The 23,475-nt window shown below is 44.9% G+C and carries 21 protein-coding genes; 17 read left to right on the forward strand and 4 right to left on the reverse strand.

Annotation, left to right across the window (positions count from 1 at the left end):
• Window positions 1–24: 24 nt before the first annotated feature.
• Window positions 25–273 (reverse strand): DUF2627 domain-containing protein, encoded by a 249-nt coding sequence (locus tag LRR81_RS03195; RefSeq protein WP_231787838.1) that lies wholly within the window; start codon window positions 271–273, stop codon window positions 25–27.
• Between the two features lie 176 nt (window positions 274–449).
• On the opposite strand from LRR81_RS03195, the gene LRR81_RS03200 reads away from it, so the two are divergent.
• The 8 genes from LRR81_RS03200 to LRR81_RS03235 all read left to right on the forward strand — a co-directional run bounded on the left by LRR81_RS03200 (window position 450) and on the right by LRR81_RS03235 (window position 10,695).
• A complete protein-coding gene (locus tag LRR81_RS03200; protein WP_231787839.1) occupies window positions 450–2,519 on the forward strand; it encodes a sigma-54 interaction domain-containing protein in 2,070 nt (689 codons plus the stop codon).
• A 128-nt stretch (window positions 2,520–2,647) separates the two neighbouring features.
• On the forward strand, window positions 2,648–3,556 hold the full coding sequence (yqiS, locus tag LRR81_RS03205; protein ID WP_231787840.1) for a phosphate butyryltransferase: 909 nt from the start codon (window positions 2,648–2,650) through the stop codon (window positions 3,554–3,556).
• Window positions 3,557–3,596: 40 nt separating this feature from the next.
• Entirely contained in the window at window positions 3,597–4,697 is a 1,101-nt protein-coding gene (gene bcd / locus LRR81_RS03210) for a Leu/Phe/Val dehydrogenase (protein WP_231787841.1), read from the forward strand.
• 80 nt (window positions 4,698–4,777) lie between these two features.
• Window positions 4,778–5,887, forward strand: a complete 1,110-nt coding sequence (buk, locus tag LRR81_RS03215) for a butyrate kinase (protein WP_231787842.1) — start codon at window positions 4,778–4,780, stop codon at window positions 5,885–5,887.
• A 15-nt stretch (window positions 5,888–5,902) separates the two neighbouring features.
• Window positions 5,903–7,324, forward strand: coding sequence for a dihydrolipoyl dehydrogenase (lpdA, locus tag LRR81_RS03220; RefSeq protein WP_231787843.1), 1,422 nt, complete (start codon window positions 5,903–5,905; stop codon window positions 7,322–7,324).
• 60 nt (window positions 7,325–7,384) lie between these two features.
• On the forward strand, window positions 7,385–8,377 hold the full coding sequence (locus tag LRR81_RS03225) for a thiamine pyrophosphate-dependent dehydrogenase E1 component subunit alpha (RefSeq protein ID WP_231787844.1): 993 nt from the start codon (window positions 7,385–7,387) through the stop codon (window positions 8,375–8,377).
• A gap of 12 nt (window positions 8,378–8,389) precedes the next feature.
• Window positions 8,390–9,373 carry an alpha-ketoacid dehydrogenase subunit beta gene (locus tag LRR81_RS03230; RefSeq protein WP_231787845.1) on the forward strand — a complete coding sequence of 328 codons (984 nt, stop codon included), beginning with the start codon at window positions 8,390–8,392 and terminating at the stop codon, window positions 9,371–9,373.
• Between the two features lie 26 nt (window positions 9,374–9,399).
• Window positions 9,400–10,695, forward strand: coding sequence for a dihydrolipoamide acetyltransferase family protein (locus LRR81_RS03235; protein ID WP_231787846.1), 1,296 nt, complete (start codon window positions 9,400–9,402; stop codon window positions 10,693–10,695).
• A gap of 70 nt (window positions 10,696–10,765) precedes the next feature.
• Here the strand turns inward: LRR81_RS03235 and LRR81_RS03240 are convergent, their stop codons facing one another.
• Window positions 10,766–11,188, reverse strand: coding sequence for a hypothetical protein (locus tag LRR81_RS03240; protein ID WP_231787847.1), 423 nt, complete (start codon window positions 11,186–11,188; stop codon window positions 10,766–10,768).
• 395 nt (window positions 11,189–11,583) lie between these two features.
• Entirely contained in the window at window positions 11,584–12,483 is a 900-nt protein-coding gene (locus tag LRR81_RS03245; RefSeq protein WP_231787848.1) for a diacylglycerol/lipid kinase family protein, read from the reverse strand.
• A gap of 193 nt (window positions 12,484–12,676) precedes the next feature.
• On the opposite strand from LRR81_RS03245, the gene LRR81_RS03250 reads away from it, so the two are divergent.
• The 9 genes from LRR81_RS03250 (at window position 12,677) to LRR81_RS03290 (ending at window position 22,420) form a co-directional block, all read left to right on the forward strand.
• On the forward strand, window positions 12,677–14,539 hold the full coding sequence (locus LRR81_RS03250; RefSeq protein ID WP_231787849.1) for a methylmalonyl-CoA mutase family protein: 1,863 nt from the start codon (window positions 12,677–12,679) through the stop codon (window positions 14,537–14,539).
• Window positions 14,536–16,695: a methylmalonyl-CoA mutase gene (gene scpA, locus LRR81_RS03255; RefSeq protein WP_231787850.1), complete on the forward strand. Its 2,160-nt coding sequence runs from the start codon at window positions 14,536–14,538 to the stop codon at window positions 16,693–16,695. Before LRR81_RS03250 ends, scpA begins: the two co-directional genes overlap by 4 nt.
• Entirely contained in the window at window positions 16,692–17,711 is a 1,020-nt protein-coding gene (gene meaB, locus LRR81_RS03260; protein WP_231787851.1) for a methylmalonyl Co-A mutase-associated GTPase MeaB, read from the forward strand. Before scpA ends, meaB begins: the two co-directional genes overlap by 4 nt.
• Before the next feature lie 105 nt (window positions 17,712–17,816).
• Entirely contained in the window at window positions 17,817–18,254 is a 438-nt protein-coding gene (locus tag LRR81_RS03265; RefSeq protein WP_231787852.1) for a BrxA/BrxB family bacilliredoxin, read from the forward strand.
• Between the two features lie 324 nt (window positions 18,255–18,578).
• Complete coding sequence (locus tag LRR81_RS03270) at window positions 18,579–19,355, forward strand: transporter substrate-binding domain-containing protein (protein ID WP_231787853.1); 777 nt, start codon at window positions 18,579–18,581, stop codon at window positions 19,353–19,355.
• An 89-nt stretch (window positions 19,356–19,444) separates the two neighbouring features.
• Window positions 19,445–20,104 carry an amino acid ABC transporter permease gene (locus tag LRR81_RS03275; protein ID WP_231788606.1) on the forward strand — a complete coding sequence of 220 codons (660 nt, stop codon included), beginning with the start codon at window positions 19,445–19,447 and terminating at the stop codon, window positions 20,102–20,104.
• Window positions 20,097–20,819, forward strand: coding sequence for an amino acid ABC transporter ATP-binding protein (locus LRR81_RS03280; protein WP_231787854.1), 723 nt, complete (start codon window positions 20,097–20,099; stop codon window positions 20,817–20,819). The genes LRR81_RS03275 and LRR81_RS03280 overlap by 8 nt, the downstream gene beginning before the upstream one ends.
• A 64-nt stretch (window positions 20,820–20,883) precedes the next feature.
• Entirely contained in the window at window positions 20,884–21,840 is a 957-nt protein-coding gene (locus LRR81_RS03285; protein ID WP_231787855.1) for an aromatic acid exporter family protein, read from the forward strand.
• Between the two features lie 52 nt (window positions 21,841–21,892).
• A complete protein-coding gene (locus LRR81_RS03290) occupies window positions 21,893–22,420 on the forward strand; it encodes a L,D-transpeptidase (protein WP_231787856.1) in 528 nt (175 codons plus the stop codon).
• Window positions 22,421–22,437: 17 nt separating this feature from the next.
• On the opposite strand, the gene LRR81_RS03295 is transcribed toward LRR81_RS03290, so the two are convergent.
• Window positions 22,438–23,466: a glycosyltransferase family 2 protein gene (locus LRR81_RS03295; RefSeq protein ID WP_231787857.1), complete on the reverse strand. Its 1,029-nt coding sequence runs from the start codon at window positions 23,464–23,466 to the stop codon at window positions 22,438–22,440.
• Window positions 23,467–23,475: the final 9 nt, after the last annotated feature.

Here is a 23,475-nt window from a genome sequence, read left to right on the forward strand (position 1 = left end):
ACATTAAAGAGAAGCAGGGTTTTTCTAACTCGTTTTTCTTCTTTTTTGAAACCGCTCCTGCACTTTGCTTCTTTTGCGGTCTCTGTAAAAAATAAAACCAGCAACAAAAGAAAGTCCTCCTGCAAAAAAGACCAGACCGCATAAAAATTGCAATGACAGGGACTGAAAAGGCGCATTAAGAACGCCGAACATCATATCTCTCATCAGTTTGATTCCCCAAGCCGCAAGGATGCCGGGAACTAGCATGATACACAGAGCTAAAAACCGTGCCATTCTTTGAACTCCTTTATAAAAAATTGCTTTAATAAATTCTTCTCTACTTATTATTTTTATCCTGCGGGAGAAAAAGATTTGTTCTGGAATGTTTTGATGATATGATAACTATATGCAATATGTTGCAATTTATCAGTAAAAGCCATGAAGAATTTTTCACTGTAAGGAGGTTTGCCATGCAAAAAGCAATGCTGGTCGGTGCCGGAAAAGGCGGTACTGCTCTTCTGAAAATGCTGATTGAAACCAAACTGCTTGACGTAGCAGCTGTGGTGGATATAAATGAAAATGCTCCTGGCATGCAATACGCACGAAACCTAGGCATTTTGACAAGCCTTGATTGGAAGCCTCTCCTGACAGAGCAAATCAGCATTGTAATGGAAGCGACAGGCAGTGATGAAGTTCTTCAGGAGCTTTTAAAGAAGCGAAGCCGGAAAACGGTTGTGGTGCCTGGCACTGTTGCCTTTATCATGTCACAGCTGATAGACGAAAAAGAGGCTCTGATTGCCAAGCTGCAAAACATTACAAATAAGCACAACACTATTTTTAATTCAACCAATGATGGCATGATTGTAATTGATTCAAATGAAAACATCATTCTTTTCAACCGCATGGCTGAAAAAATCACGGGGCTTTCAAAAGAAAAAGTACTCGGAGAAAATGTTTTGTCAGTTATCCCATCAAGCATGCTTCCGGATATCTTAATAAAAAGAGAACCGGAGTACAATCAGGAGCAGATTCTTGAAAACGGAAAAAAAATCATTACGACGAGAATTCCCATTCATGATGAAAAAGGGTATTTAGTTGGAGCTCTTTCGCTGTTCAAGGACATCACTGAAGTCGTTGCCCTTGCTGAGGAAGTAACCAACTTAAAAGAAATCCAAACGCTTCTGGAAGGAATTATTCAATCATCAGATGAAGCGATCTCCGTTGTTGATGAAGAAGGGCGGGGAATTCTGATAAACCCTGCTTATACCCGGATGACAGGCCTTTCTGAAGATCAAGTGATCGGCAAGCCTGCTGATGCGGATATTTCAGAAGGGGAAAGCATGCACCTGCAAGTCCTTCAGACAAGAAGGCCTGTGCGTGGGGTGCGCATGAAGGTGGGCCCCGCAAAAAAAGATGTGCTCGTTAATGTTGCTCCGATGATTGTTGACGGTGTCTTAAAAGGCAGTGTCGGCGTCATACATGACGTATCTGAAATACAGACCTTGACCAACGAGCTGAACAGGGCCCGGCAAATCATCAGGACGCTTGAGGCCAAGTATTCCTTTGAAGACATTATCGGTTCAAGCGAAGAAATGCAGGTAGCGGTCGAACAGGCGAAGCTCGGGGCAAAAACGCCGGCTACAGTGCTCCTGAGAGGGGAATCAGGCACAGGGAAAGAGCTTTTTGCCCATGCCATTCACAATGGGAGCGACCGGAAGTTTAACAAATTCATCCGCGTTAACTGTGCTGCAATATCAGAGCATTTGCTTGAAAGCGAGCTGTTCGGCTATGAAGAGGGAGCGTTCACTGGAGCAAGAAGAGGCGGAAAAAGAGGCTATTTTGAAGAAGCCAACAATGGAAGCATCTTTCTGGACGAAATCGGCGAGCTTTCCCTCAGCATGCAGGCAAAGCTTTTAAGAGTGCTTCAGGAAAAGGAAATTGTCAGAGTTGGCGGGACGAAGGCTATACATATTAACGTGCGGGTTATTGCTGCTACAAATGTAAACATTGAAAGGGCAATGGCTGAAGGGAAATTCAGAGAAGATCTTTATTACAGGCTGAACCGCTATCCTATTTCCATACCGCCGCTCAGGCAGCGCAAAGAAGACATACCGGCACTCAGTCTGCATCTCATCCGCAAAATTAATCAGGATTATGGAAAGAATATTGAAGGGCTCTCAGAGGAAGCTGCGAAGCATTTAATGCAGCACAGCTGGCCCGGAAATGTCAGAGAGCTTGAAAACGTGCTGGGCAGGGCTATGATCTTTATTCCGGCTAATCAGATGATGATTGAACCAAAGCATCTTCCCTATGCGGAGGGACAAGTACAGTCAAGTAAGCCGGGACATGGATACAGCGAAGAATCGAAAGATGAAACACTGTCAGAGGGCCTTGAACGGCTGGAAGAAGAGATGATCAAAAGGGCGCTGAAAAAGTTCCAGTTTAACAGAACTAAAACGGCTAAAGCTCTTGGTGTTTCATTAAGAAATCTCTATTACAAAATGGAGAAGTACGGAATTGCAAAAAACAGCATGCAGTAATTTGCATCATTGAAGTTTTTTGCATGATTAGAGTACTTATAAATAAAGCGTTTTCATTAAAAAGAGTTGGCATGCTTTTTGCTTATATAATATATTGCTGACTTTTTGCGAAAGGATTGAAGCCAGCTTTGAAACTTCATGATTTACTGAATAAAGCTTCTTTGCTTAGCGGAAATACCGTTGCGGTAGCATCAGCAGAGGATCCGGGGCTGATGGAGGCTGTAAGGAGAGCCATGGAGGCCTCTCTAGCCGATTTTATCCTATTTGGAGATAAGGACAAGATTTACTCCTGTATGAAAGAAGCAGGCATTCCGAAAGATCATGCAGCCGTTGTTCATGCGAAAACACCGGCAAGGGCAGCAGAGCTTGCTGTAAGAGCCGTTCATCAAAACGAAGCAGATGTGCTTATGAAAGGGAATGTGCAGACAAGCATTCTGTTAAAGTATATGCTGAACAAGGAGATCGGGCTAAGGACAGGCCAGCTCATTTCCCATATTTCAGCATTTGAAATTCCCGGCTTTGACAGGCTTATTTTTCTGACAGATGCTGCTATGAATGTAGCTCCTGATCTTTCCCAAAAACAGCAGATTATCATGAATGCGGTGGAAGCTGCAAAGCTTCTCGGTGTTGAGCACCCGCTTGTTGCACCGCTTGCCGCTGTAGAAACGGTTAATCCGGCTATGCAGGCAACACTTGATGCTGCAGCGCTTACATTGATGAACAGAAGAGGCCAGATACCAGGCTGCACCATCGATGGGCCGCTTGCCCTCGATAATGCTATTTCTAAAGAGGCAGCGGAGCATAAAGGAATATCAAGCCCTGTTGCCGGACAGGCAGATATACTTGCCGTGCATTCCATAGAAGCAGGAAATGCGCTTTATAAATCCCTTGTTTATTTTGCCAAAGGCAAGGTGGGGGCTATGATTGCTGGAGCGAGGGCTCCTGTTGTGCTGACAAGCAGGTCGGATACTGCTGAAAGCAAGCTTTATTCACTTGCTATGGCCCTTTGCACAGTAGACAAAAAAACACTTAAGTAAAGACCGGCATTAATTTTACCTACATAGGAGGAAAACGGAAATGGAAATTTTTAAATATATGGAGCAGTACGATTACGAGCAGGTTGTATTTTGCCAGGATAAACAATCAGGACTAAAAGCGATCATTGCCATTCATGACACAACACTCGGCCCGGCGCTTGGCGGAACAAGAATGTGGACATACGAAAATGAAGATGCGGCTATTGAGGATGCTCTTCGCCTTGCACGCGGAATGACTTACAAAAATGCTGCAGCAGGCCTGAATCTTGGAGGCGGAAAAACGGTTATTATCGGTGATCCGCGCAAGGATAAAAATGAGGAAATGTTCCGTGCATTCGGCCGCTATATTCAAGGCTTGAACGGCCGCTACATTACGGCTGAAGATGTTGGAACAACAGTGGAAGACATGGATATTATTCACGAAGAAACAGATTATGTTACAGGCATTTCACCTGCATTCGGTTCTTCAGGCAACCCATCTCCTGTCACAGCTTATGGCGTTTATAAAGGCATGAAAGCTGCTGCAATGGAAGCCTTCGGAACAGATTCACTGGAAGGAAGAGTGGTTGCTGTTCAGGGAGTTGGAAATGTAGCCTACAATCTGTGCAAGCATCTGCATGAAGAGGGAGCATCACTAATCGTAACAGATATAAATAAAGAAGCAGTTGCCCGCGCCGTTGAAGATTTTGGTGCAAAAGCGGTAGATCCTGATGAAATTTACAGTGTTGAATGTGACATTTATGCACCGTGTGCGCTTGGTGCAACGATCAATGATGATACAATTTCTAAAATCAAAGCGAAGGTTATTGCAGGAGCAGCCAATAACCAATTAAGAGAAACACGCCACGGCGACCAGATTCATGAAATGGGCATTGTCTACGCTCCGGATTATGTCATCAATGCAGGCGGGGTTATTAACGTAGCAGATGAGCTATACGGCTACAACCGTGAAAGAGCCCTGAAAAAAGTAGAGAGCATTTACAGCAACATTGCAAGCGTTATTGAGATTTCAAAAAGAGACAGCATCCCAACTTACTTGGCAGCTGACAGGCTTGTAGAAGAAAGAATTGAAAGAATGCGTAACTCCAGAAGCCAATTCCTGCAAAATGGACATCATATTCTTAGCCGCCGTACAAAATAAGAACAAGATTCGGCAACAGGCGAAAACAGACGGAAAGATCGGCAGAAAAGCCGATTTCTCCCTCTTTTTGGAGGTAACACGTGTTTCAAAACGAATACAGAATTCTTGTGATTAACCCTGGCTCTACTTCTACTAAAATTGGCGTTTTTGATAATGAACGGGGCATTTTTGAAAAAACGCTCCGTCATGATGCTGATGAAATCAATTCTTTTAATAGTGTGATCAATCAGTACGAATTTCGGAAACAGGCGATTTTGGAAACACTTGATGAAGAAGGAATGAACATTTCCAAGCTGAGTGCTGTATGCGGGAGAGGCGGTCTGCTGCGCCCGATCGAAGGCGGCACTTATCTTGTCAATGAACAGATGCTGAACGATCTGAGAAAAGGCTATGCCGGGCAGCACGCATCCAATCTTGGGGGAATTCTTGCATATGAAATTGCTTCGGGATTGAATATTCCATCCTATATCGTGGACCCAGTTGTTGTAGATGAACTGGCACCGGTAGCGAGGCTTTCGGGTCTTCCTTCAATTGAAAGGAAAAGCATTTTTCATGCTCTTAACCAAAAGGCAGTTGCACGGAGAGCAGCAAGCGAGTATGGCAGATCTTATCAGGAGCTAAACTTGATTGTCACCCATATGGGCGGCGGGATCACTGTCGGCGTCCATAAGAACGGCAGAGTGATAGATGTCAACAACGGCTTGCACGGTGACGGCCCATTCAGTCCTGAACGGGCAGGAACTGTTCCGGCAGGAGATCTTGTTTCGCTTTGCTTTTCAGGTGATTACTTCAGGGAAGAGGTCATGAAAAAGCTTGTAGGAAAAGGCGGGCTCGTCGGCTATCTCGGCACAAACAATGCCGAAACCGCCCAAAAGATGGCGGATTCAGGAAATGAAAAGGCGGCTCTTGTGCTAAAGGCGATGGCTTACCAGATCAGCAAAGAGATTGGTGCTGCCAGCGCTGTTTTGAAAGGAAAAGTGGATGCCATCATTTTAACCGGGGGCATGGCATACGGTAAAAATTTTGTGAAAGAAATTTCTTCTCATATTGACTGGATTGCAGACGTGATCGTTTATCCGGGAGAGGATGAACTTCTTGCCTTGACCGAAGGAGCTCTGCGGGTTCTGAGAGGGGAAGAGCAAGCAAAGATTTACCCGGGAAAACAGATGGAAACAAAGGTTTTTCAATAGAAAGGGGCTCTAACTATGGCTACTGAATATGATTTGGTCGTACTTGGCGGCGGCACCGGCGGCTATGTGGCGGCTATCAGAGCTTCCCAGCTCGGGCTGAAAACAGCGATTGTCGAGAAAGGGAAACTTGGAGGAACTTGCCTGCATGCCGGATGCATTCCAAGCAAAGCACTGCTCAGAAGTGCTGAAGTATATGCACAAACGAAGCGGTCCGAAGAATACGGCGTTTCAGCTTCTGATGTTACCTTGAACTTTGCAAAAGTGCAGGAAAGAAAGCAAAAAATTGTCGATCAGCTTCACAAGGGTGTGCAGCATTTAATGAAGCAGGGCAAAATTTCTGTTTATGAAGGTACAGGCCGCATTCTTGGTCCTTCTATCTTCTCGCCGATGCCTGGAACGATATCTGTTGAAATGAATGATGGATCTGAAAATGAAATGCTTATCCCGAAAAATGTTATTGTAGCAACTGGTTCAAGACCTCGTTCTCTTCCAGGCCTTGAAATTGACGGCGAGCTTGTGATGTCTTCTAATGAGGCACTTGTAATGACAGAGCTCCCGAAATCTATATTGATTGTCGGCGGCGGTGTTATCGGGATAGAGTGGGCCTCCATGCTGTCTGACTTTGGGGTTGAGGTTACAGTGCTTGAATATGCAAACAGCATCCTTCCAACAGAAGACCACGAAATTTCAAAAGAAATGGAACGTCTCTTGAAAAAGAAGGGCGTAAAGATTGTCACAGGTGCGAAGGTTATGCCTGAGAGTATTTCCAAGCAGAATGGCGTTTCTATTTCAGCTGAAAAGAATGGCGAACAGCAAACCTTCCAGGCTGAAAAAATGCTTGTGTCCGTCGGCCGTCAGGCAAACGTAGAAGGCATTGGCCTTGAGAATACGGATATCAAGCTTGAAAAGGGCTTTATTTCTGTTAACAAATTTTATCAGACGAAAGAGTCCCACATTTATGCGATCGGTGATGTAAACGGCGGCCTTCAGCTTGCACATGTGGCTTCACATGAAGGACTCACAGCTGTTGAGCATCTCGCTAATCTTGAGCCGTTCCCGCTTGATTACACACAGGTTTCGAAATGTGTTTATGCCACACCTGAAGTGGCAAGCGTCGGTTTTACGCAAAAAGAAGCTGAGGATCAGGGCTACGAGGTAAAAGCTGGAAAGTTCTCATTCAGAGCCATTGGAAAAGCATTGGTTTTTGGAGAGTCTGACGGTTTTGTGAAAATCGTGGCCGATGCGAAAACAAATGACCTTCTCGGTGTTCACATGATTGGACCTCATGTTACAGACATGATTTCTGAAGCTGCGCTTGCAAAAGTTTTGGATGCTGCACCTTGGGAAATTGCCCGCACGATCCATCCGCATCCGACACTTGCAGAAGCGATCGGCGAGGCAGCGCTTGCTGTTGACGGAAGAGCCCTACATTCATAAGAGGGGCAGCAATTCAATGATATCCGGACCTTTTCTGTCCGGACTTAAGGAGGATGTTTTATGGCTGAAAACCGGCATGAAGCACTTGGACTGACAGGCAATGATGTGCTGGAAATGTACAAAACCATGTTATTGGCCCGCAAAATTGACGAACGGATGTGGCTGTTAAACCGTTCAGGAAAGATTCCGTTTGTCATCTCCTGCCAGGGACAGGAGGCAGCACAGGTCGGCGCAGCCTTTGCGCTCGACAGAGAAAAAGATTATGCCCTTCCTTATTACAGGGATATGGGAGTTGTGCTTGCGTTTGGAATGACAGCAAAGGATTTAATGCTTTCAGGTTTTGCAAAAGCAGAGGATCCCAACTCAGGCGGACGCCAGATGCCAGGACATTTTGGTCAGAAGAAAAACAGAATTGCAACAGGCTCCTCTCCTGTTACGACACAGGTTCCCCATGCAGTCGGCATTGCACTTGCCGGAAGAATGGAGAAAAAAGACATCGTAACCTTTGTAACCTTTGGGGAAGGCTCTTCCAACCAGGGAGATTTTCATGAAGGCGCAAACTTTGCAAGCGTACATAAACTGCCTGTTATTTTTATGTGTGAAAACAATAAATATGCCATTTCTGTTCCGTATGAGAAACAGGTAGCCTGCGAAAAAATTTCAGACAGAGCGATTGGCTACGGCATGCCTGGAGAAACGGTTGACGGCAATGATCCGCTTGAAGTTTACAAAGCCGTAAAAGAGGCTGCAGACAGAGGGCGCCGCGGCGAAGGACCAACCTTGATTGAAACCATTTCCTACCGTCTGACCCCTCACTCCAGTGATGATGACGACCGCAGCTACCGCGGACAGGATGAAGTGGCCGAAGCGCGGAAAAACGACCCGATTGTGAGCTTTGCAGCTTACCTGAAGGAAGCTGGCGTTCTGACAGATGAACTGGAAAAAGACATTCTTGACGATATTGCCAAAACAGTCAATGAAGCAACAGACTATGCAGAAAATGCTCCATACGCAGAAGCTGAATCTGCCATGAAGCACGTGTATGCGGAGTAAGGGGGAAGAAAAATGGCTGTCATTTCTTATATTGATGCAGTAACCATGGCGATCCGCGAAGAAATGGAGCGGGATGAGCGCGTATTTGTACTGGGCGAGGATGTTGGTAAAAAGGGCGGTGTATTTAAAGCGACAGTCGGGCTGTACGAGCAATTCGGCGAAGAGAGAGTTATTGATACGCCGCTTGCGGAATCAGCGATTGCAGGAGTTGGGATCGGTGCTGCTATGTATGGCATGAAACCGATCGCTGAAATGCAATTTGCCGATTTTATCATGCCTGCAGTGAATCAGATTATCTCGGAAGCGGCTAAAATCCGCTACCGTTCCAATAACGACTGGGAATGCCCGATTGTCATCAGAGCCCCTTATGGCGGCGGAGTACATGGAGCTCTCTATCACTCCCAGTCAGTAGAAGCTGTTTTTGCCGGGACGCCCGGCTTGAAAATTGTCATGCCTTCCACTCCTTATGACGTGAAGGGGCTGTTAAAGGCTGCGATTAGAGACAAGGATCCCGTCCTGTTCTTTGAGCACAAAAGAGCCTATCGCCTTATTAAAGGGGAAGTTCCGAATGATGATTATGTTCTTCCAATCGGCAAAGCAGATGTAAAAAGAGAAGGAGAAGATATTACGGTTATTACATACGGACTGAGTGTTCATTTTGCCCTGCAGGCTGCAGACAGGCTTGCCCAGGACGGAATCTCAGCTCACATTCTTGATCTTAGAACCGTTTATCCTCTTGATAAAGAAGCGATTATTGAAGCAGCATCAAAAACAGGCAAAGTTCTTCTTGTAACAGAAGACAATAAAGAGGGCAGCATCATCTCTGAGGTTGCGGCCATCATTGCTGAAAACTGCCTGTTTGACCTTGATGCCCCGATCATGAGGCTTGCCGGTCCTGACGTTCCTTCAATGCCGTATGCCCCGACAATGGAAAAGCATTTTATGATCAATCCGGACAAAGTCGAAGAAGCTATGAGAAAGCTGGCAGAATATTAAACACTGCTAACGGGAGGTAAATGCAAATGGCTGTTGAACAAATGACAATGCCGCAGCTCGGCGAAAGTGTAACAGAAGGAACCATCAGCAAGTGGCTTGTAAAAGTCGGCGACAAAGTGAACAAATATGATCCGATTGCAGAAGTTATGACGGATAAGGTCAATGCGGAAGTTCCCTCTTCTTTTACTGGTGTGATCACTGAGCTTGTCGGCAATGAAGGCGACACTCTCGCAGTTGGGGAAATCATGTGCAAAGTGGAGCTCGAAGGTGCACCAGAGCCTGCTGAAAAGGCTCCGGCACAGCAAGATCCTATTCAAACTTCTTCTGAAAAACCAGCTGTACAGCAGGATGCAGCTAATAAAAAACGCTATTCTCCTGCTGTCCTGCGACTTTCACAGGAAAACGGCATTGACCTTGAACAGGTTAACGGCTCAGGCGCCGGCGGACGGATTACCCGCAAGGATCTGATGGCTATCATTGAAAGCGGAAATATTCCGGCAGCCAAGCAGCCTGAAACAAAAGCACCGGCAGCTGCCGAACAGCCTTCAAGCAAGCCGGAACATGCTGCTGAAGCACCGGCAATTCCGGAAAGAAAGCCTTCTGATGTTCAGACGTCTCCAGGAGACATTGAAATCCCTGTAACCGGAATCCGCAAAGCCATTGCATCCAACATGCTGAGAAGCAAGCATGAAGCGCCGCACGCATGGACGATGGTAGAAGTGGACGTTACAAATCTTGTTGACTACCGCAATGGAATCAAAGATGATTTCAAGAAAAAAGAAGGCTTCAACCTGACCTTCTTCGCCTTCTTTGTTAAGGCTGTTTCACAGGCTCTCAAGGAATTTCCGGAAATCAATTCCATGTGGGCTGGAGACAAAATCATCCAAAAGAAAGACATCAACATTTCCATCGCTGTTGCAACAGAGGACGCTCTCTACGTCCCTGTTATTAAAAATGCTGATGAAAAAACCATCAAAGGCATAGGCCGCGACATCACTGAGCTTGCCGGCAAAGTCCGGACAGGCAAGCTTGGGGCAGACGACATGAAAGGCGGAACGTTTACTGTTAACAATACAGGCTCATTCGGTTCTGTCCAATCTATGGGAATCATTAACTATCCGCAGGCTGCAATTCTGCAGGTAGAATCCATTGTGAAACGCCCTGTTGTGATGAACAATGGCATGATTGCTGTCCGCGACATGGTAAACCTTTGTCTGTCCCTTGATCACAGAGTGCTCGACGGACTCGTCTGCGGCCGCTTCCTGGCACGGGTAAAAGAAATTTTGGAGAACGTGACAAAAGAAAATACATCTGTCTATTAAAGATCGAAAGCGCCTGTGAAATGGCGCTTTCTTTTTTTGTATCGTTTTTGTTTAGCCTGTATGCCAGGTTTCACATATCCTTGCGTTTTGCAGGAGACGGGACTCTGGCAGCTGTAAAGTAAGTTCCGAGGCTTGGTAAAATTCTCCCTGTTGCTGATTGAAAACCATCAGGGAAAAACTCAACTTCTACCCGGTCTCCTGCGTTTAAAAATAGATTATCACTAACCTGGGTAATTTCAGACCTTGACCTGCCGGCTGGATTAATTCTGAAATCATCCTCTCCATCAACAGCGCTTCCATTAACAGTGATAATGATAAAAGGGTTGACTTCATTTTGCTGAGTTTCCAAATTTTTAATGTAATTGACGCTTGCGGTAATAGCATATACACCGGATGTTTTAGGTATAAAAGCAGAGGCAGCTGAATCATATTCGCCTGCTAGATCATAGGTTACTGTAGGATAGCTTACTTTTGTCCGGCCAGTAACTGTCACTACCTCGGCAGCTGTAGCTCTAAATGCTGAGGGTCTTACTAAACCAGCTCTTTCGAAAAAACAATTTAGTATGGAATGACTGAATCCTGAGATAAGGTGAGCAGCATTCTGAAGAGATGCTTGTGTTAGAAGCTGTTCCGGAAGAAAAGATGAAAGATTTATCTTTTGGTCTGAATTCCCATTATGCTCCATTAAAACTACTCCTTTTGCAATTCATAGAATAAAGTATGAAAAATAGTAAAAAGAGTATGGTGGCTTGTACTATGACGAATGCGTAATTTTCCCTCTGGCAGCACAAATAGGTAAATGCCAGGCCGATGAATAGAAGAATTTATGAGAGTTTATAAGAAAGGCCAGGCACCTGTACAAAGGAGCCTGGCCTTCAATCGATTGTTTTATTCCTCAGCAGGCACAGCCATCCGCAAATGCTGCTTTTTCACCGTGATCATGGCAGGGGTTTTTCCATATACCTCGCCGTCCGTGTCAGCCTCCATTTCACTCTCTGTTGAAATCGATATTTGGCTTCCCTGAAAGTGGAGAATGCTGCTGCCGGTATTGTCCCATGCTTCAGAGCCTCTCATATTGAGAATATCTTTAATAACTGACAGGTTCGTTTCCTTTAAAATGAAAATATCTGCTTTGCCGTCCTGGATGCTGATGCCAGGATAAGGAAGCAGGTTTGTGCCAATATATTGGCCATTGGCAGCAAGGATCATGACAGCTTTGTCTTCGATTTCCTCACCGTCAACCATCAGTTTAAAGGAAAAAGGTTCAATTTGCTGCACCGTTTTAAAGGCGCTTAAAAAATAGCTGATTTTCCCAAGCAGTGCTTTTTGATTGCCGTCTATGTTATTGGAAGCTTCTGTAATTAAACCGATGCCCCAAAAATTCAGGTAGTAATCATCATTCACAGCAGCTGCGTCAACGAGCATTTCTTTTCCGTTCACAAGTGCTTCACAGGCTGCTTTTAAATTAAGAGGGATGTTAAGTGTTCTGGCAAAATCATTGCAAGTACCGCCAGGCAGGATCGCAATTCTCGGCTGTTTCTCCAGAGGTGCAATCCCATTAATGCACTCATGTACTGTGCCGTCTCCGCCGTATATGTAAATGGCGTCTGCTTCTCTTCCGTATGTTCTGCAGAAATTTTCAGCATCTGAAGGTTTTTCTGTTTGCAGAATCAAGAGCTTTGGATGTGCGGCAGCTAAGATGGGGACGATTGTTTCAAGCGAGCGCTGGAGGTTCTTTTGACCTGCATTGCCATTTATAATCAATAAAGTTTTTGTTAAGTTATCCATCCTCAAATTCTCCTTACAAAAGACATTATTTCTACTATACCACAGCGAAAGCTGTTAAAAACGCAGAGGGAAAGATTGAAGCAATCCTGTTCTTATACTAAAATAAAATTAGTTCTAAATAATTCTGAATTTTTAGGCTGACATAAAATGAAAACGCATTCTTAGGGGGTGGGCTTCCATTACGGGAGCGATTATGGAAACAAAGCAGAATGCAGGAAAACCTTTTTCGGAAATAACGGAAAAAGATTGGCAGAGAGAGGTAGAAAAGGCGCTGCGCGGAAAGCCGTTTGAGTCTTTATATACGGAAACAGCAGAGCAGATTCTTCTAAAGCCCCTCTACACCTGGGAAAATACTGAACACCAGCCGCTGCCTGGCGAATATCCGTTTGTCAGGGGGGCGAAAACAGAAGCGGGATGGAAAGTCAGCCAGCTTTTTACCGATTTCAGCAGTCCTGAAGAGCTGAATGAAAGAATTCTTGACGCTTGCAAAAAAGGTCAAAATTCTGTTTTTATAAAAGATTTTTCAAAGCTGAACAAAAAGGAACACTGGGAAAAAGCGCTCTTTAATGTGCCGTCTGAAACGCTTCATTTTGTGCTGGACTATGGGTCCAATCCGGCGGCAGCCGCCAGTTTTGCGAAATTTGCAGAAGAAGGGGATGCCTTTAAGGGGGAGGGGATCATTGGATTTGATCCTTTTGAAGGTCTTCTCAGAGGTGAACAAAGCGCAGCAGGAACAGAGCATGCCATCGCATTTTTGTTTGATTATGCCTCATGGTGCACAGACAGGCTGCCGCATGTGAAAACCATTTACATAAAAGGGGAGAGCTTTCACGAAGCAGGTGCAAATGCTGTGCAGGAGCTGGCCTATACATTTGCAAAAAGCCTTGACCTTCTTCATGCTGCAAAAGAAGACGGCAGGCTCTCCTCCATCGCGGATAAGTTTGCTTTTGAGTTTAAAACAGGACCTGATTACTTTATGGAAATATCGAAGCTTAGAGCGGCTAGGCTGATCTGGAGTACAATCATCCCGCTTTTCAGCGATCAGGAGGACGCGCGAAAGCTTACGATCCATGCGGAAACTGCTCAAATTAACCAGTCGAGGCTTGACTACCATATGAATTTGCTTCGCGCTGCATCGGAATCCTTCTCCGCAGCAGCAGGCGGGGCGGACAGCCTGCACATTTCTCCTTTTAACGAAATGGACGGAGCCTTCCATAATCTTTCAGACAGAATTGCCAGAAACACTCATCACCTGCTGAATGAAGAAAGCTTTTTAACGAAAGTGGCTGATCCTGCTGGAGGTTCCTGGTATGTGGAGGCTCTGACAATTGAACTGGCAGAAAAAGCCTGGCAGGAAATTCAAAAGATCGAAAATATGGGAGGGTTCACCAAGGCTGTACTAACCGGCCATATTCAGGAGGAAATAGAAAAAGCCTACGATCAGAAAGAAGATGCTCTTCATTATCGAAAGCTGGAAATGATCGGAACCAACATTTACTGCAGCCTGAGTGATGCAATACTGCCGCTTGACCGGAAGGAAAACAGGCAGCCTCTTTCTAAGAATCTATCTTTTGCAGAGGCATTGAGCGGTGAGGTGGAGGAAGCAGCGATAGCAGGCTCAGGAGTAAAGCCGCTAGTCCCGAGAAGGCTTTCTGAGACCTTTGAGAAGCTTCGAATAAAGGCACTCAGCTTTAAACAGAAAAATGGTGTTTTTCCAGTATGCAGTATTCTGGCAGCAGGAGAATTAAAAGACTATAAGCCAAGGCTTGATTTTGTACAGGGGCTGCTTGCAGCTGGCGGCATTGAACCCCTTATGCTTGAAACAGGCAGTGACGCTTGTGGCGGACCTGTTATCGTTTGCGGAAGCGATGCAGCTTATGAAGAGGGCACAGGTGATATCCAAGAACTTGCGAAAAATTGCAGCAGCATCTGGATAGCAGGAAAGCAGCCGCAGGATAAAATGGATGCTTTGTCAGCGGAAGGCTGTCTCTACCAAGGGATGAATATATACGCCTTTCTAGAAGAGCTTCAGAAGAGATTGGGGGCAGCGGAATGAGCAGGGTGGATCTTTCAACCGTTAAATTGGCGAAAGGAACGGCAGTAAGCAAGGGAGTGGAAGACGAGAAAACCGGATACGAAACCAATGAGCGCATTTTATTAAAAAAGGTGTACGGGAAGGACGACCTGAGCGGCATAGAAGGCAGCCGCTCCTATCCAGGATTGCCTCCTTTCCTGCGGGGGCCCTATGCGGCCATGTATGTAAACAGGCCTTGGACAATCCGCCAGTATGCAGGGTTTTCCACAGCGGAGGAGAGCAATGCTTTTTACCGGCGGAATCTTGCGATGGGCCAAAAAGGGCTGTCTGTGGCGTTTGATCTCCCTACCCACAGAGGCTATGATTCCGATCATGAAAGAGTCGTCGGTGATGTGGGGAAAGCAGGGGTTGCCATTGACTCGATCCTCGATATGAAAATTCTGTTTGACGGTATCCCGCTTGATGAGATGAGCGTTTCCATGACAATGAACGGAGCGGTTTTGCCCATAATGGCATTCTACATTGTAACAGCGGAGGAGCAGGGCGTACCGCCTGAAAAACTGTCAGGCACAATACAGAATGATATTTTGAAAGAATACATGGTCCGCAACACCTATATTTATCCGCCGGAGATGTCTATGAAAATTATCGGGGATATTTTCGAATACACAGCCAAAAAGATGCCGAGATTCAACAGCATCAGCATTTCAGGCTATCATATGCAGGAAGCGGGGGCGCCTGCTGATCTTGAGCTTGCCTATACGCTCTCAGACGGACTTGAATATGTGAGAACAGGCCTCGCGGCAGGGCTTGATATTGATGCGTTTGCGCCAAGGCTGTCCTTTTTCTGGGGAATTGGAATGAACTACTTTATGGAAGTCGCGAAAATGCGGGCAGCCCGGTATATGTGGGCGGAATTAATGGCTCAGTTTAAGCCGAAAAATCCCAAATCACTAGCCTTAAGAGCGCATTCCCAAACCTCCGGCTGGAGCCTGACAGAACAGGATCCTTTTAATAATGTCATTCGAACGTGCATGGAAGCCCATGCAGCGGTAATGGGACATACCCAGTCGCTTCATACAAATGCACTGGATGAAGCGATTGCCCTGCCGACTGATTTTTCCGCCCGCATTGCCCGGAATACGCAGCTGCATCTTCAAGCGGAAACAGGCATTACAAGAGTAATCGACCCATGGGGCGGGTCTTATTATGTGGAACACCTAACTAACGGGCTGATAGAGAAGGCGAAGAAGTGGATGGATGAGGTTGAAAATCTTGGCGGAATGGCAAAGGCGATTGAAACAGGATTGCCGAAAATGAAGATCGAAGAAGCTGCCGCAAGAAGGCAGGCAAGGATAGATTCTGGCGCTGAAAGCATCATCGGCGTGAATAAATACAGGCTGGAAAAGGAAGATCCTCTGGATGTTTTGAATATTGATAATACAGAGGTCAGAAGAAAGCAGATTGAGAGACTGGAACGCTTGAAAAGAGAGCGGAACCAGGAAGAAACGGACAGAGCGCTGAACAGATTAACAGAATGTGCAGCATCAGGCGAAGGAAATCTTTTGGAGCTGGCAGTTGAAGCAGCCAGAAAGCGGGCAACTCTTGGGGAGATTTCCTATGCGATCGAAAAAGTCAGTAAAAGGCACCAGGCTATGATTCGTTCCATAAGCGGCATTTACAGCTCAGAATATACAAACGAACAGGAAATTGCTGCTGTAAGAGAAATGGCGGATGAATTTCAGGAACTGGAAGGTAGAAGGCCGAGAATTCTGATAGCAAAGCTTGGCCAGGACGGCCACGACCGCGGTGCGAAAGTAATAGCCACAGCATTTGCCGATTTAGGATTTGATGTGGACATTGGCCCGTTATTTCAAACACCGAAAGAAACGGCGCTTCAGGCGATCGAAAACGATGTGCATGTCATTGGGATGAGCTCGCTTGCGGCAGGTCACCGCACACTATTGCCGCAGCTTGCCGATGAGCTCAAAAAAGCAGGGCGGGAGGACATTCTCGTCATAGTCGGCGGTGTAATTCCGCCGGAGGATTACGCATTCCTTCTATCGAACGGCGCTGCAGCGATCTTTGGTCCTGGAACCGTTATTCCTGCTGCCGCCTCTAAAGTAATCGAAAAAATATACGATCAGCTTGGCTATGAGGAAGTTGAAGAGAAATGATGCGCAGGAAAAAAGAAGGCTCTGCCGATATGCCCTCTGTCAGCGAATATGCGAAGGGAGTGGCAAGCGGCAGCAGGATGATGCTGTCAAAAGCCATCACTCTGATTGAAAGCAATTCCCCCAAGCATTTTGAGGCAGCACAGGAGCTCATTAAAGAAATCAATTTAGACAGAAAGCCTTCTCTGCGCATTGGGATTACTGGTGTTCCGGGAGCAGGAAAAAGCACTTTTATCGACGCATTCGGAACACTGCTTTGCGAAATGGGCCATAAAGTAGCCATTCTGGCAGTTGATCCAAGCAGCCAGGTATCAAAAGGAAGCATTCTCGGCGATAAGACGAGGATGGAAAGAATGTCAAGAAATCCAAATGGCTTTATCAGGCCTTCCCCTTCAAGCGGTGTACTCGGAGGCGTTAATAGGAAAACAAGAGAGACCATTCTTCTTTGCGAGGCTGCCGGGTACGATATTATTCTCGTTGAAACAGTCGGTGTAGGGCAAGGAGAATTTCTTGTAAGGGGAATGGTTGATTTCTTTTTGCTTCTTGTGCTCACAGGCGCCGGTGATGAACTGCAGACGATGAAAAAAGGAATTATGGAGCTTCCGGATCTTGTTGTGGTGAACAAAGCGGATGGAGATAACCGCCTGCAGGCTGAAAAAGCTCAGCGTGAATATAACAATATTCTTCATTTTTTAAAGCCATATACAGAAGGCTGGACAACAAAGGCAACAAGAGCTTCCGCTTTAAAGGAAGAGGGCATTGCTGAGATATGGAAGACCATTCAGGAGTTTCAAAAAGCCACAGAAGAAAACGGCATTTTTGAAAAGCGCCGTAAGATTCAGCAAAAGGAATGGTTTTACGAGAGCATGAAAGAACAAATTCTTTTCCGCTTTTTTCATGAAGGCGGAATGAAGGAGAAAGTGAAAAGGTTTGAAGAGGAGATTGAGGAGGGCAGCCTTCCGGTTTCCGCAGCCGTAAAAACGCTGATTGATGCCTTTTTTTCCAAACATCCGACGTAATCAGAGCACCCTGTTTGCTCTTATCCTGACCCATTGGTAAGATAAGAGGGTAAAGCTATACAAGATGCCTTGATAGCACACCCGTGAAAAAGGAGATGTGTGTTTATGAATATGAATTTTAACCTGTTTATGAATGATGTCGTAAGACAGGCGCGCAGTGAAATAACATCTGCCGGCTATACAGAACTGAAAACAGCCGATGAAGTGGATGCAGCACTGAATAAACCAGGAACAACTTTAGTTATGGTCAATTCCGTTTGCGGCTGTGCCGGCGGCATCGCGAGACCTGCAGCAGCACATGCCATTCATTATGATAAGCGTCCTGACCAGCTTGTAACCGTTTTTGCAGGCCAGGATAAAGACGCAACAGCAAAAGCAAGAGAGTATTTTACAGGGTTTCCCCCATCCTCGCCATCCTTTGCGCTGCTAAAAGACGGCAAGCTAGTCAGAATGGTTGAAAGACACGAAATAGAAGGCCATGAGCCAATGGCTGTTGTGAATAAACTGCAGGATGCTTTTGAAGAAAACTGCGAAGAAATGTAAACAGAAAGCCTGATTCCAGTATATTGGAATCAGGCTTTTTTATTTTCATAAAAACAACATGACTTATGAATATAATTTGGATAATATAATAGTGAATTTTATGAGAAAAGAAGATTATGCACTGATATAAAGGTTTATAGGCATTATTCATTGATTTATTTTTAATTATTTTATTGCATAAATATAAAATTGTGTTAAAATTCATATTATCGTATAAATATAAGTTTAAAAAAACCCTTGCTATGACTCGATGATGTAGGACATAATATACATAGTTTTAGGAATCTTTTAAACTTTTAGAAAAATTAATATGGGGGAACGGAAATGAAAAAAGGGTTGGCGATTTTTTCAGTCATTCTTTTGATTTGCATGCTGTCTGCCTGCGGAACATCTCAGACATCAGGCTCAGGAGGAGAAAAGAAAGTGCTGCAGATGGCAACTTCTGCTGATTACAAACCATTTGAATACAAGGATACAGCTAAAGGCAGCGACATAATGGGATTTGATGTTGATCTCATTCACGCGCTTGCTGACAAACTGGGATACAAGATTGAAATTAAAGACATGGATTTTAACAGTCTCGTTCCGGCACTTCAGGCGAAGCAGGCGGACATCGTACTTGCCGGCATGACGCCGACAGAAGACCGCAAGAAAAATGTTGATTTCACAGATATCTACTATACTGCGAAGCACATGATTGTTTCAAAAAAGGGAAGCGGCATTAAAACGGTTGATGACTTGAAAGGAAAGACACTTGGCGTCCAGCTTGGATCCATTCAGGAAGGAAAAGCAAAGGAGCTTCAGAAAAAGACAGCTTTCAAAATTGAAAACCGAAACCGGATTCCTGATTTAGTGCAGGAAATGAATGCTGGCCGCTTCGATGCAGCAATAATCGAAGATACTGTCGCAAAAGGCTACTTTGAAGCAGATAAGAACCTTGAAGGCTTTGTCATTCAGGACAGTGAGGAAGCAGGTTCAGCGATTGCCCTTCAAAAGGACAGCCCTTATACAAAAGAGTTCAACAAGGCGCTGAAGGAACTGAAGGACAGCGGAGAGTTGGAAAAACTGATTGTGAAATGGTTTGGCGGAAGCCAAAAATAAATGCCGGCCGCCTGAAAAACGTTCATCCGCAAGGCTGGACGTTTTTCTTATGGCTTAGTTTTTAAAAAGAAAGGATGTGACCTTCCTTGCTGAATTTAGATTTTAACAGCATTGTTCCTTCTATTCCTTACATTCTGGGAGGCCTGCAGTACACATTAAAAATTGTGGTGGTTGCTGCTCTGCTTGGCTTATTGCTTGCCACAATTCTTGCTCTCTTTAAAATTACTACAATCAAGCCGCTGATCTGGCTCGCTGATGCTTATACCTCTATTTTTAGAGGAACACCGCTCGTTTTGCAGCTTTTGATTATTTATTTTGGTCTTCCGCAAGTATTTAATTTTAAAATTGACCCTTATTGGGCAGCAGTTTCTGCATTTTCCCTTAACAGCGGGGCGTATATGTCAGAGGTCATCCGCGGCGGCATCATGGCTGTGGACAAGGGGCAAAGAGAAGCTTCCGCTGCGCTTGGCATCCCTTACAGCAAGATGATGCTGGATATAATCCTGCCGCAGGCATTCAAAAATTTCCTTCCTGCGCTGATGAATGAATTGATTACACTGACAAAAGAATCGGCTATTGTCACAGTGATCGGACTTGAAGACGTGATGAGAAGGGCATACCAGACAGGATCTGATACCTACAGATATTTTGAACCGCTTCTGTTTGCAGGACTTGTTTATTATGTGCTTGTTATGCTGCTCACCATGCTTGGCAAGCTTGTCGAGAGGAGGCTTCGCAAAAGTGATTAAAACAGAAAATCTCAGCAAATCGTTTGGGAAGCACGAGGTTTTAAAAGGTATCAGCACCTCTATTAACAAGGGAGAGGTTGTGGCAATCGTCGGACCGTCCGGTTCAGGGAAATCCACCTTTTTAAGATGTCTGAACCTGCTCGAAAAACCCACGGGCGGTTCCGTCTGGATCAATGATCAGGAAATAACAGATCCAAAGACCAGTATTTTAAAAGTGAGGCAGAACATGGGGATGGTATTTCAGCACTTTCATTTGTTCCCTCATAAAACAGTTCTTCAGAATTTAACGTATGCACCGGAAAAAGTCAAAGGCATGACAAAAAAAGAAGCAGAAGAAAAGGCTGAGAGCCTGCTTGAGCGGGTTGGCCTGTCTGAAAAAAGAGATCAGTATCCGAACCGCCTTTCCGGAGGACAGAAGCAGCGGGTAGCCATTGCAAGAGCACTTGCGATGGATCCGGAAATAATGCTTTTTGATGAACCGACCTCTGCTCTTGACCCGGAAATGGTCAAAGAGGTTCTCGAGGTAATGAAAAACCTTGCACAGACTGGCATGACGATGGCTATTGTTACGCATGAGATGGGATTTGCCCGCGGAGTGGCAGACAGAGTGCTGTTTATTGACGATGGCAGGATAGTAGAAGATGCCGTTCCAGAGCAATTTTTTACAAATCCTCAGCACAAGCGGGCGCAAGACTTTTTGGAGAAAATGTTATAAGATAGAAAAGGTGATCCTTCAGGGATCGCCTTTTCTTAATTTAAAAGCAAACGGAGCTGATGATATGCTAAAATTCCGCATTGGTTATCGAACCATTAAGACAGCTCTCGGGACAGCGCTCGCCATCACTCTGGCGCAGCTTTTTCAGCTGCATAACTTTCCTTCTGCAGGAATTATCACAATCCTATGCATTCAGGTTACGAAAAAACGTTCGCTGCAAACTTCCTGGGCGCGTTTTTTAGCTTGTGCCATTGCGATTGTTTTTTCATTTGTATTTTTTGAAACGTTCGGTTTTCATCCTCTGACTATCGGCGTGATGCTGCTGTTTTTTATACCAGTAACCGTTATGGCAAGAGTTTCAGAAGGAATCGTTACAAGTTCGGTCATCATTCTCCACTTGTATGCTTCGAAGCATATTACCATGCCGCTGATTCTGAATGAGCTTGCATTGATTGCAACCGGAATCGGCGTAGCGCTCGTCATGAACCTTTACATGCCAAGCGTTGATAAAAAGCTGAAAGAATATCAGGAAAAAATTGAAGAGTGCTTCGCAAAAATCTTCTGTGAAATAGAATCCTTTCTGCTGAATGGGGATTACAGCTGGGACGGCAAAGAAATAACCGAGGCCGCTTCTCTCCTCCAGGAAGCCAAAAAGCTGTCATCACAGGACGTGGAAAACAGGTTTAATAAACAAGGAAACCTTTATTATCACTACTTCAAAATGAGGGAAAAACAATTTGAAATTCTGGAAAGAGTACTCCCTATTTTAACCTCCATTTCCATTACGGTTGAGCAGGGGGAAATGATTGCAGACTTTTTGAAGGATTTAAGAACCCATATCCATCCAGGAAATACAGCGCACAATTTTTTGAGGAAACTGCATGATATGAAAGGTACTTTTGAGGAAATGCCGCTTCCAAAAACGAGAGAAGAGTTTGAAGCGCGTGCTGAGCTTTTTCATTTTGTGAAGGAAATGGAAGAATACCTGGTTATTAAAAGCACATTTAAAGGATTAAAATAAAGAGCATGAGAGCCGCCTGTTTGCGCAAACTAAGCAAAAAGAGGTGAGGAGCTTGAAGCTCTTTTTTGCTGCCTTGATAGTGCTTTCCCATCCTGCATGGCCGATTGGCACGCACCCCTATCCAGGGGATCCTTATATTATTATTAATAAAGAAAAAAATCAGCTTGCGCTGATTGAGAACGGGTCGATTCAGAAGCTCTACAGCATTGCTACCGGAAAACTGCCTGAGCTGACACCTGAGGGAGAGTTCACCATTGTAGTGAAAGCTGAAAAGCCTTATTACAGAAAAAAAAGCATTCCTGGGGGCGATCCGAAAAATCCTCTTGGAGCAAGATGGATCGGATTTGATGCAGGGGAGACAGACGGCAGAATCTACGGCATTCACGGGACGAACAATGAAAATTCGATTGGGAAATATGAAACTCTTGGGTGCATCAGAATGCATAACAATGAAGTCATCGAGTTTTATCAGAAAGTTGCCATTGGAACAAAAATATTTGTTACCAAATCAAAAAAATCCTTTGATACACTCGCAAAGGAAAAAGGTGCGCTTCCCTTTCAGGAGGATCAAAGCCATTAATCTGCTGCCGGCTTTTCTTAGTGAATCTGTATTTCTTGTGATTCCATCGTTTTATAAGCTGCAGGGATGGCTTCGTCTGCAGAAAAATTCGACATGCGTTCCAAGTTGTGATGCTTAGCCAAGTTTAAATACATGCATTTTTGAGTGGATAAGAGGCTTTCCACACGCTTATTAATCCATTTTTCCAGCAGAAGGTTAAATTGGTTCAGCCAATGTTCTTTTTCTTCTGAATCTATGCTGGAGGAGGCGAACAGAATGCTTCTCCCTGTGTTCAGTTCTTTGCTTAAATACTGGGCGAGCAAATAGTCTCTTTTTTCCGGATCTTTTACATACCTGTAAATCACCTTTATGCTTGTTTCCAATGTTTGATAATAGTCCTCCGGATGCACATCCATTGTGCTTGCATGCTGCTTGTCATCGTGATTGACCACATAGTAGCATGGATAATCTGAGACAATCGAAATTCCGTCTGCCAGTATGTATGCTTTCACCATAAAAGGCTGGTCTTCTGCAGTGCAAACACCGACCGGAAACGCTATTTGACTGTTGATAAGAAAACTCTTTCTGAACATTTTGGTAGGACCGATTGCCTGAATAACAGGGGAATGAAAGACATCTGTTCTGCCCTGATTTTCTGTAAACATAACGGAAGGAGCAACTCTGCCGTTTACACCGATCATCTTGCCCAGTACAATATCTGTCCTGTTCCCGCTGCCCATGCGGTACATTCGCTCGATTGCTTCCTCACCAAGATAATCATCTGCATCAACAAAGAAAATAAATTCCCCTCTTGCCTGCTTTATGATCAGATTTCTTGGAAGTCCCGGCCCGCCGGTGTTTTCCTGATGAATGACCTTTATATTAGGATGACTCTCAGCATAGGCATCCAGGATCTGCCCGCTTTGGTCTGTTGAACCATCATTGATTATAATAATCTCTATTTCGCTTTGAGGCATTGACTGAGAAAGAATGGAGCCGAGGCACGTTTTGATATGATTTTCGGAATTGTATACTGGTATGCCGACTGTTACTTTATACTGCTTCATTTCAATACC

The organism is Metabacillus kandeliae (assembly GCF_021166585.1).
GTDB lineage: Bacteria > Bacillota > Bacilli > Bacillales > Bacillaceae > Metabacillus_B > Metabacillus_B kandeliae.

What these genes read in the sequence shown, in the direction of transcription:
- LRR81_RS03195 (WP_231787838.1), bottom strand. Translation starts at nt 273, where the DNA reads ATGGCACGGTTTTTAGCTCTGTGTATCATGCTAGTTCCCGGCATCCTT.
- LRR81_RS03200 (WP_231787839.1), top strand. Translation starts at nt 450, where the DNA reads ATGCAAAAAGCAATGCTGGTCGGTGCCGGAAAAGGCGGTACTGCTCTT.
- bcd (WP_231787841.1), top strand. Translation starts at nt 3,597, where the DNA reads ATGGAAATTTTTAAATATATGGAGCAGTACGATTACGAGCAGGTTGTA.
- lpdA (WP_231787843.1), top strand. Translation starts at nt 5,903, where the DNA reads ATGGCTACTGAATATGATTTGGTCGTACTTGGCGGCGGCACCGGCGGC.
- LRR81_RS03225 (WP_231787844.1), top strand. Translation starts at nt 7,385, where the DNA reads ATGGCTGAAAACCGGCATGAAGCACTTGGACTGACAGGCAATGATGTG.
- LRR81_RS03230 (WP_231787845.1), top strand. Translation starts at nt 8,390, where the DNA reads ATGGCTGTCATTTCTTATATTGATGCAGTAACCATGGCGATCCGCGAA.
- LRR81_RS03235 (WP_231787846.1), top strand. Translation starts at nt 9,400, where the DNA reads ATGGCTGTTGAACAAATGACAATGCCGCAGCTCGGCGAAAGTGTAACA.
- LRR81_RS03245 (WP_231787848.1), bottom strand. Translation starts at nt 12,483, where the DNA reads ATGGATAACTTAACAAAAACTTTATTGATTATAAATGGCAATGCAGGT.
- LRR81_RS03250 (WP_231787849.1), top strand. Translation starts at nt 12,677, where the DNA reads ATGGAAACAAAGCAGAATGCAGGAAAACCTTTTTCGGAAATAACGGAA.
- scpA (WP_231787850.1), top strand. Translation starts at nt 14,536, where the DNA reads ATGAGCAGGGTGGATCTTTCAACCGTTAAATTGGCGAAAGGAACGGCA.
- meaB (WP_231787851.1), top strand. Translation starts at nt 16,692, where the DNA reads ATGATGCGCAGGAAAAAAGAAGGCTCTGCCGATATGCCCTCTGTCAGC.
- LRR81_RS03265 (WP_231787852.1), top strand. Translation starts at nt 17,817, where the DNA reads ATGAATATGAATTTTAACCTGTTTATGAATGATGTCGTAAGACAGGCG.
- LRR81_RS03270 (WP_231787853.1), top strand. Translation starts at nt 18,579, where the DNA reads ATGAAAAAAGGGTTGGCGATTTTTTCAGTCATTCTTTTGATTTGCATG.
- LRR81_RS03285 (WP_231787855.1), top strand. Translation starts at nt 20,884, where the DNA reads ATGCTAAAATTCCGCATTGGTTATCGAACCATTAAGACAGCTCTCGGG.
- LRR81_RS03295 (WP_231787857.1), bottom strand. Translation starts at nt 23,466, where the DNA reads ATGAAGCAGTATAAAGTAACAGTCGGCATACCAGTATACAATTCCGAA.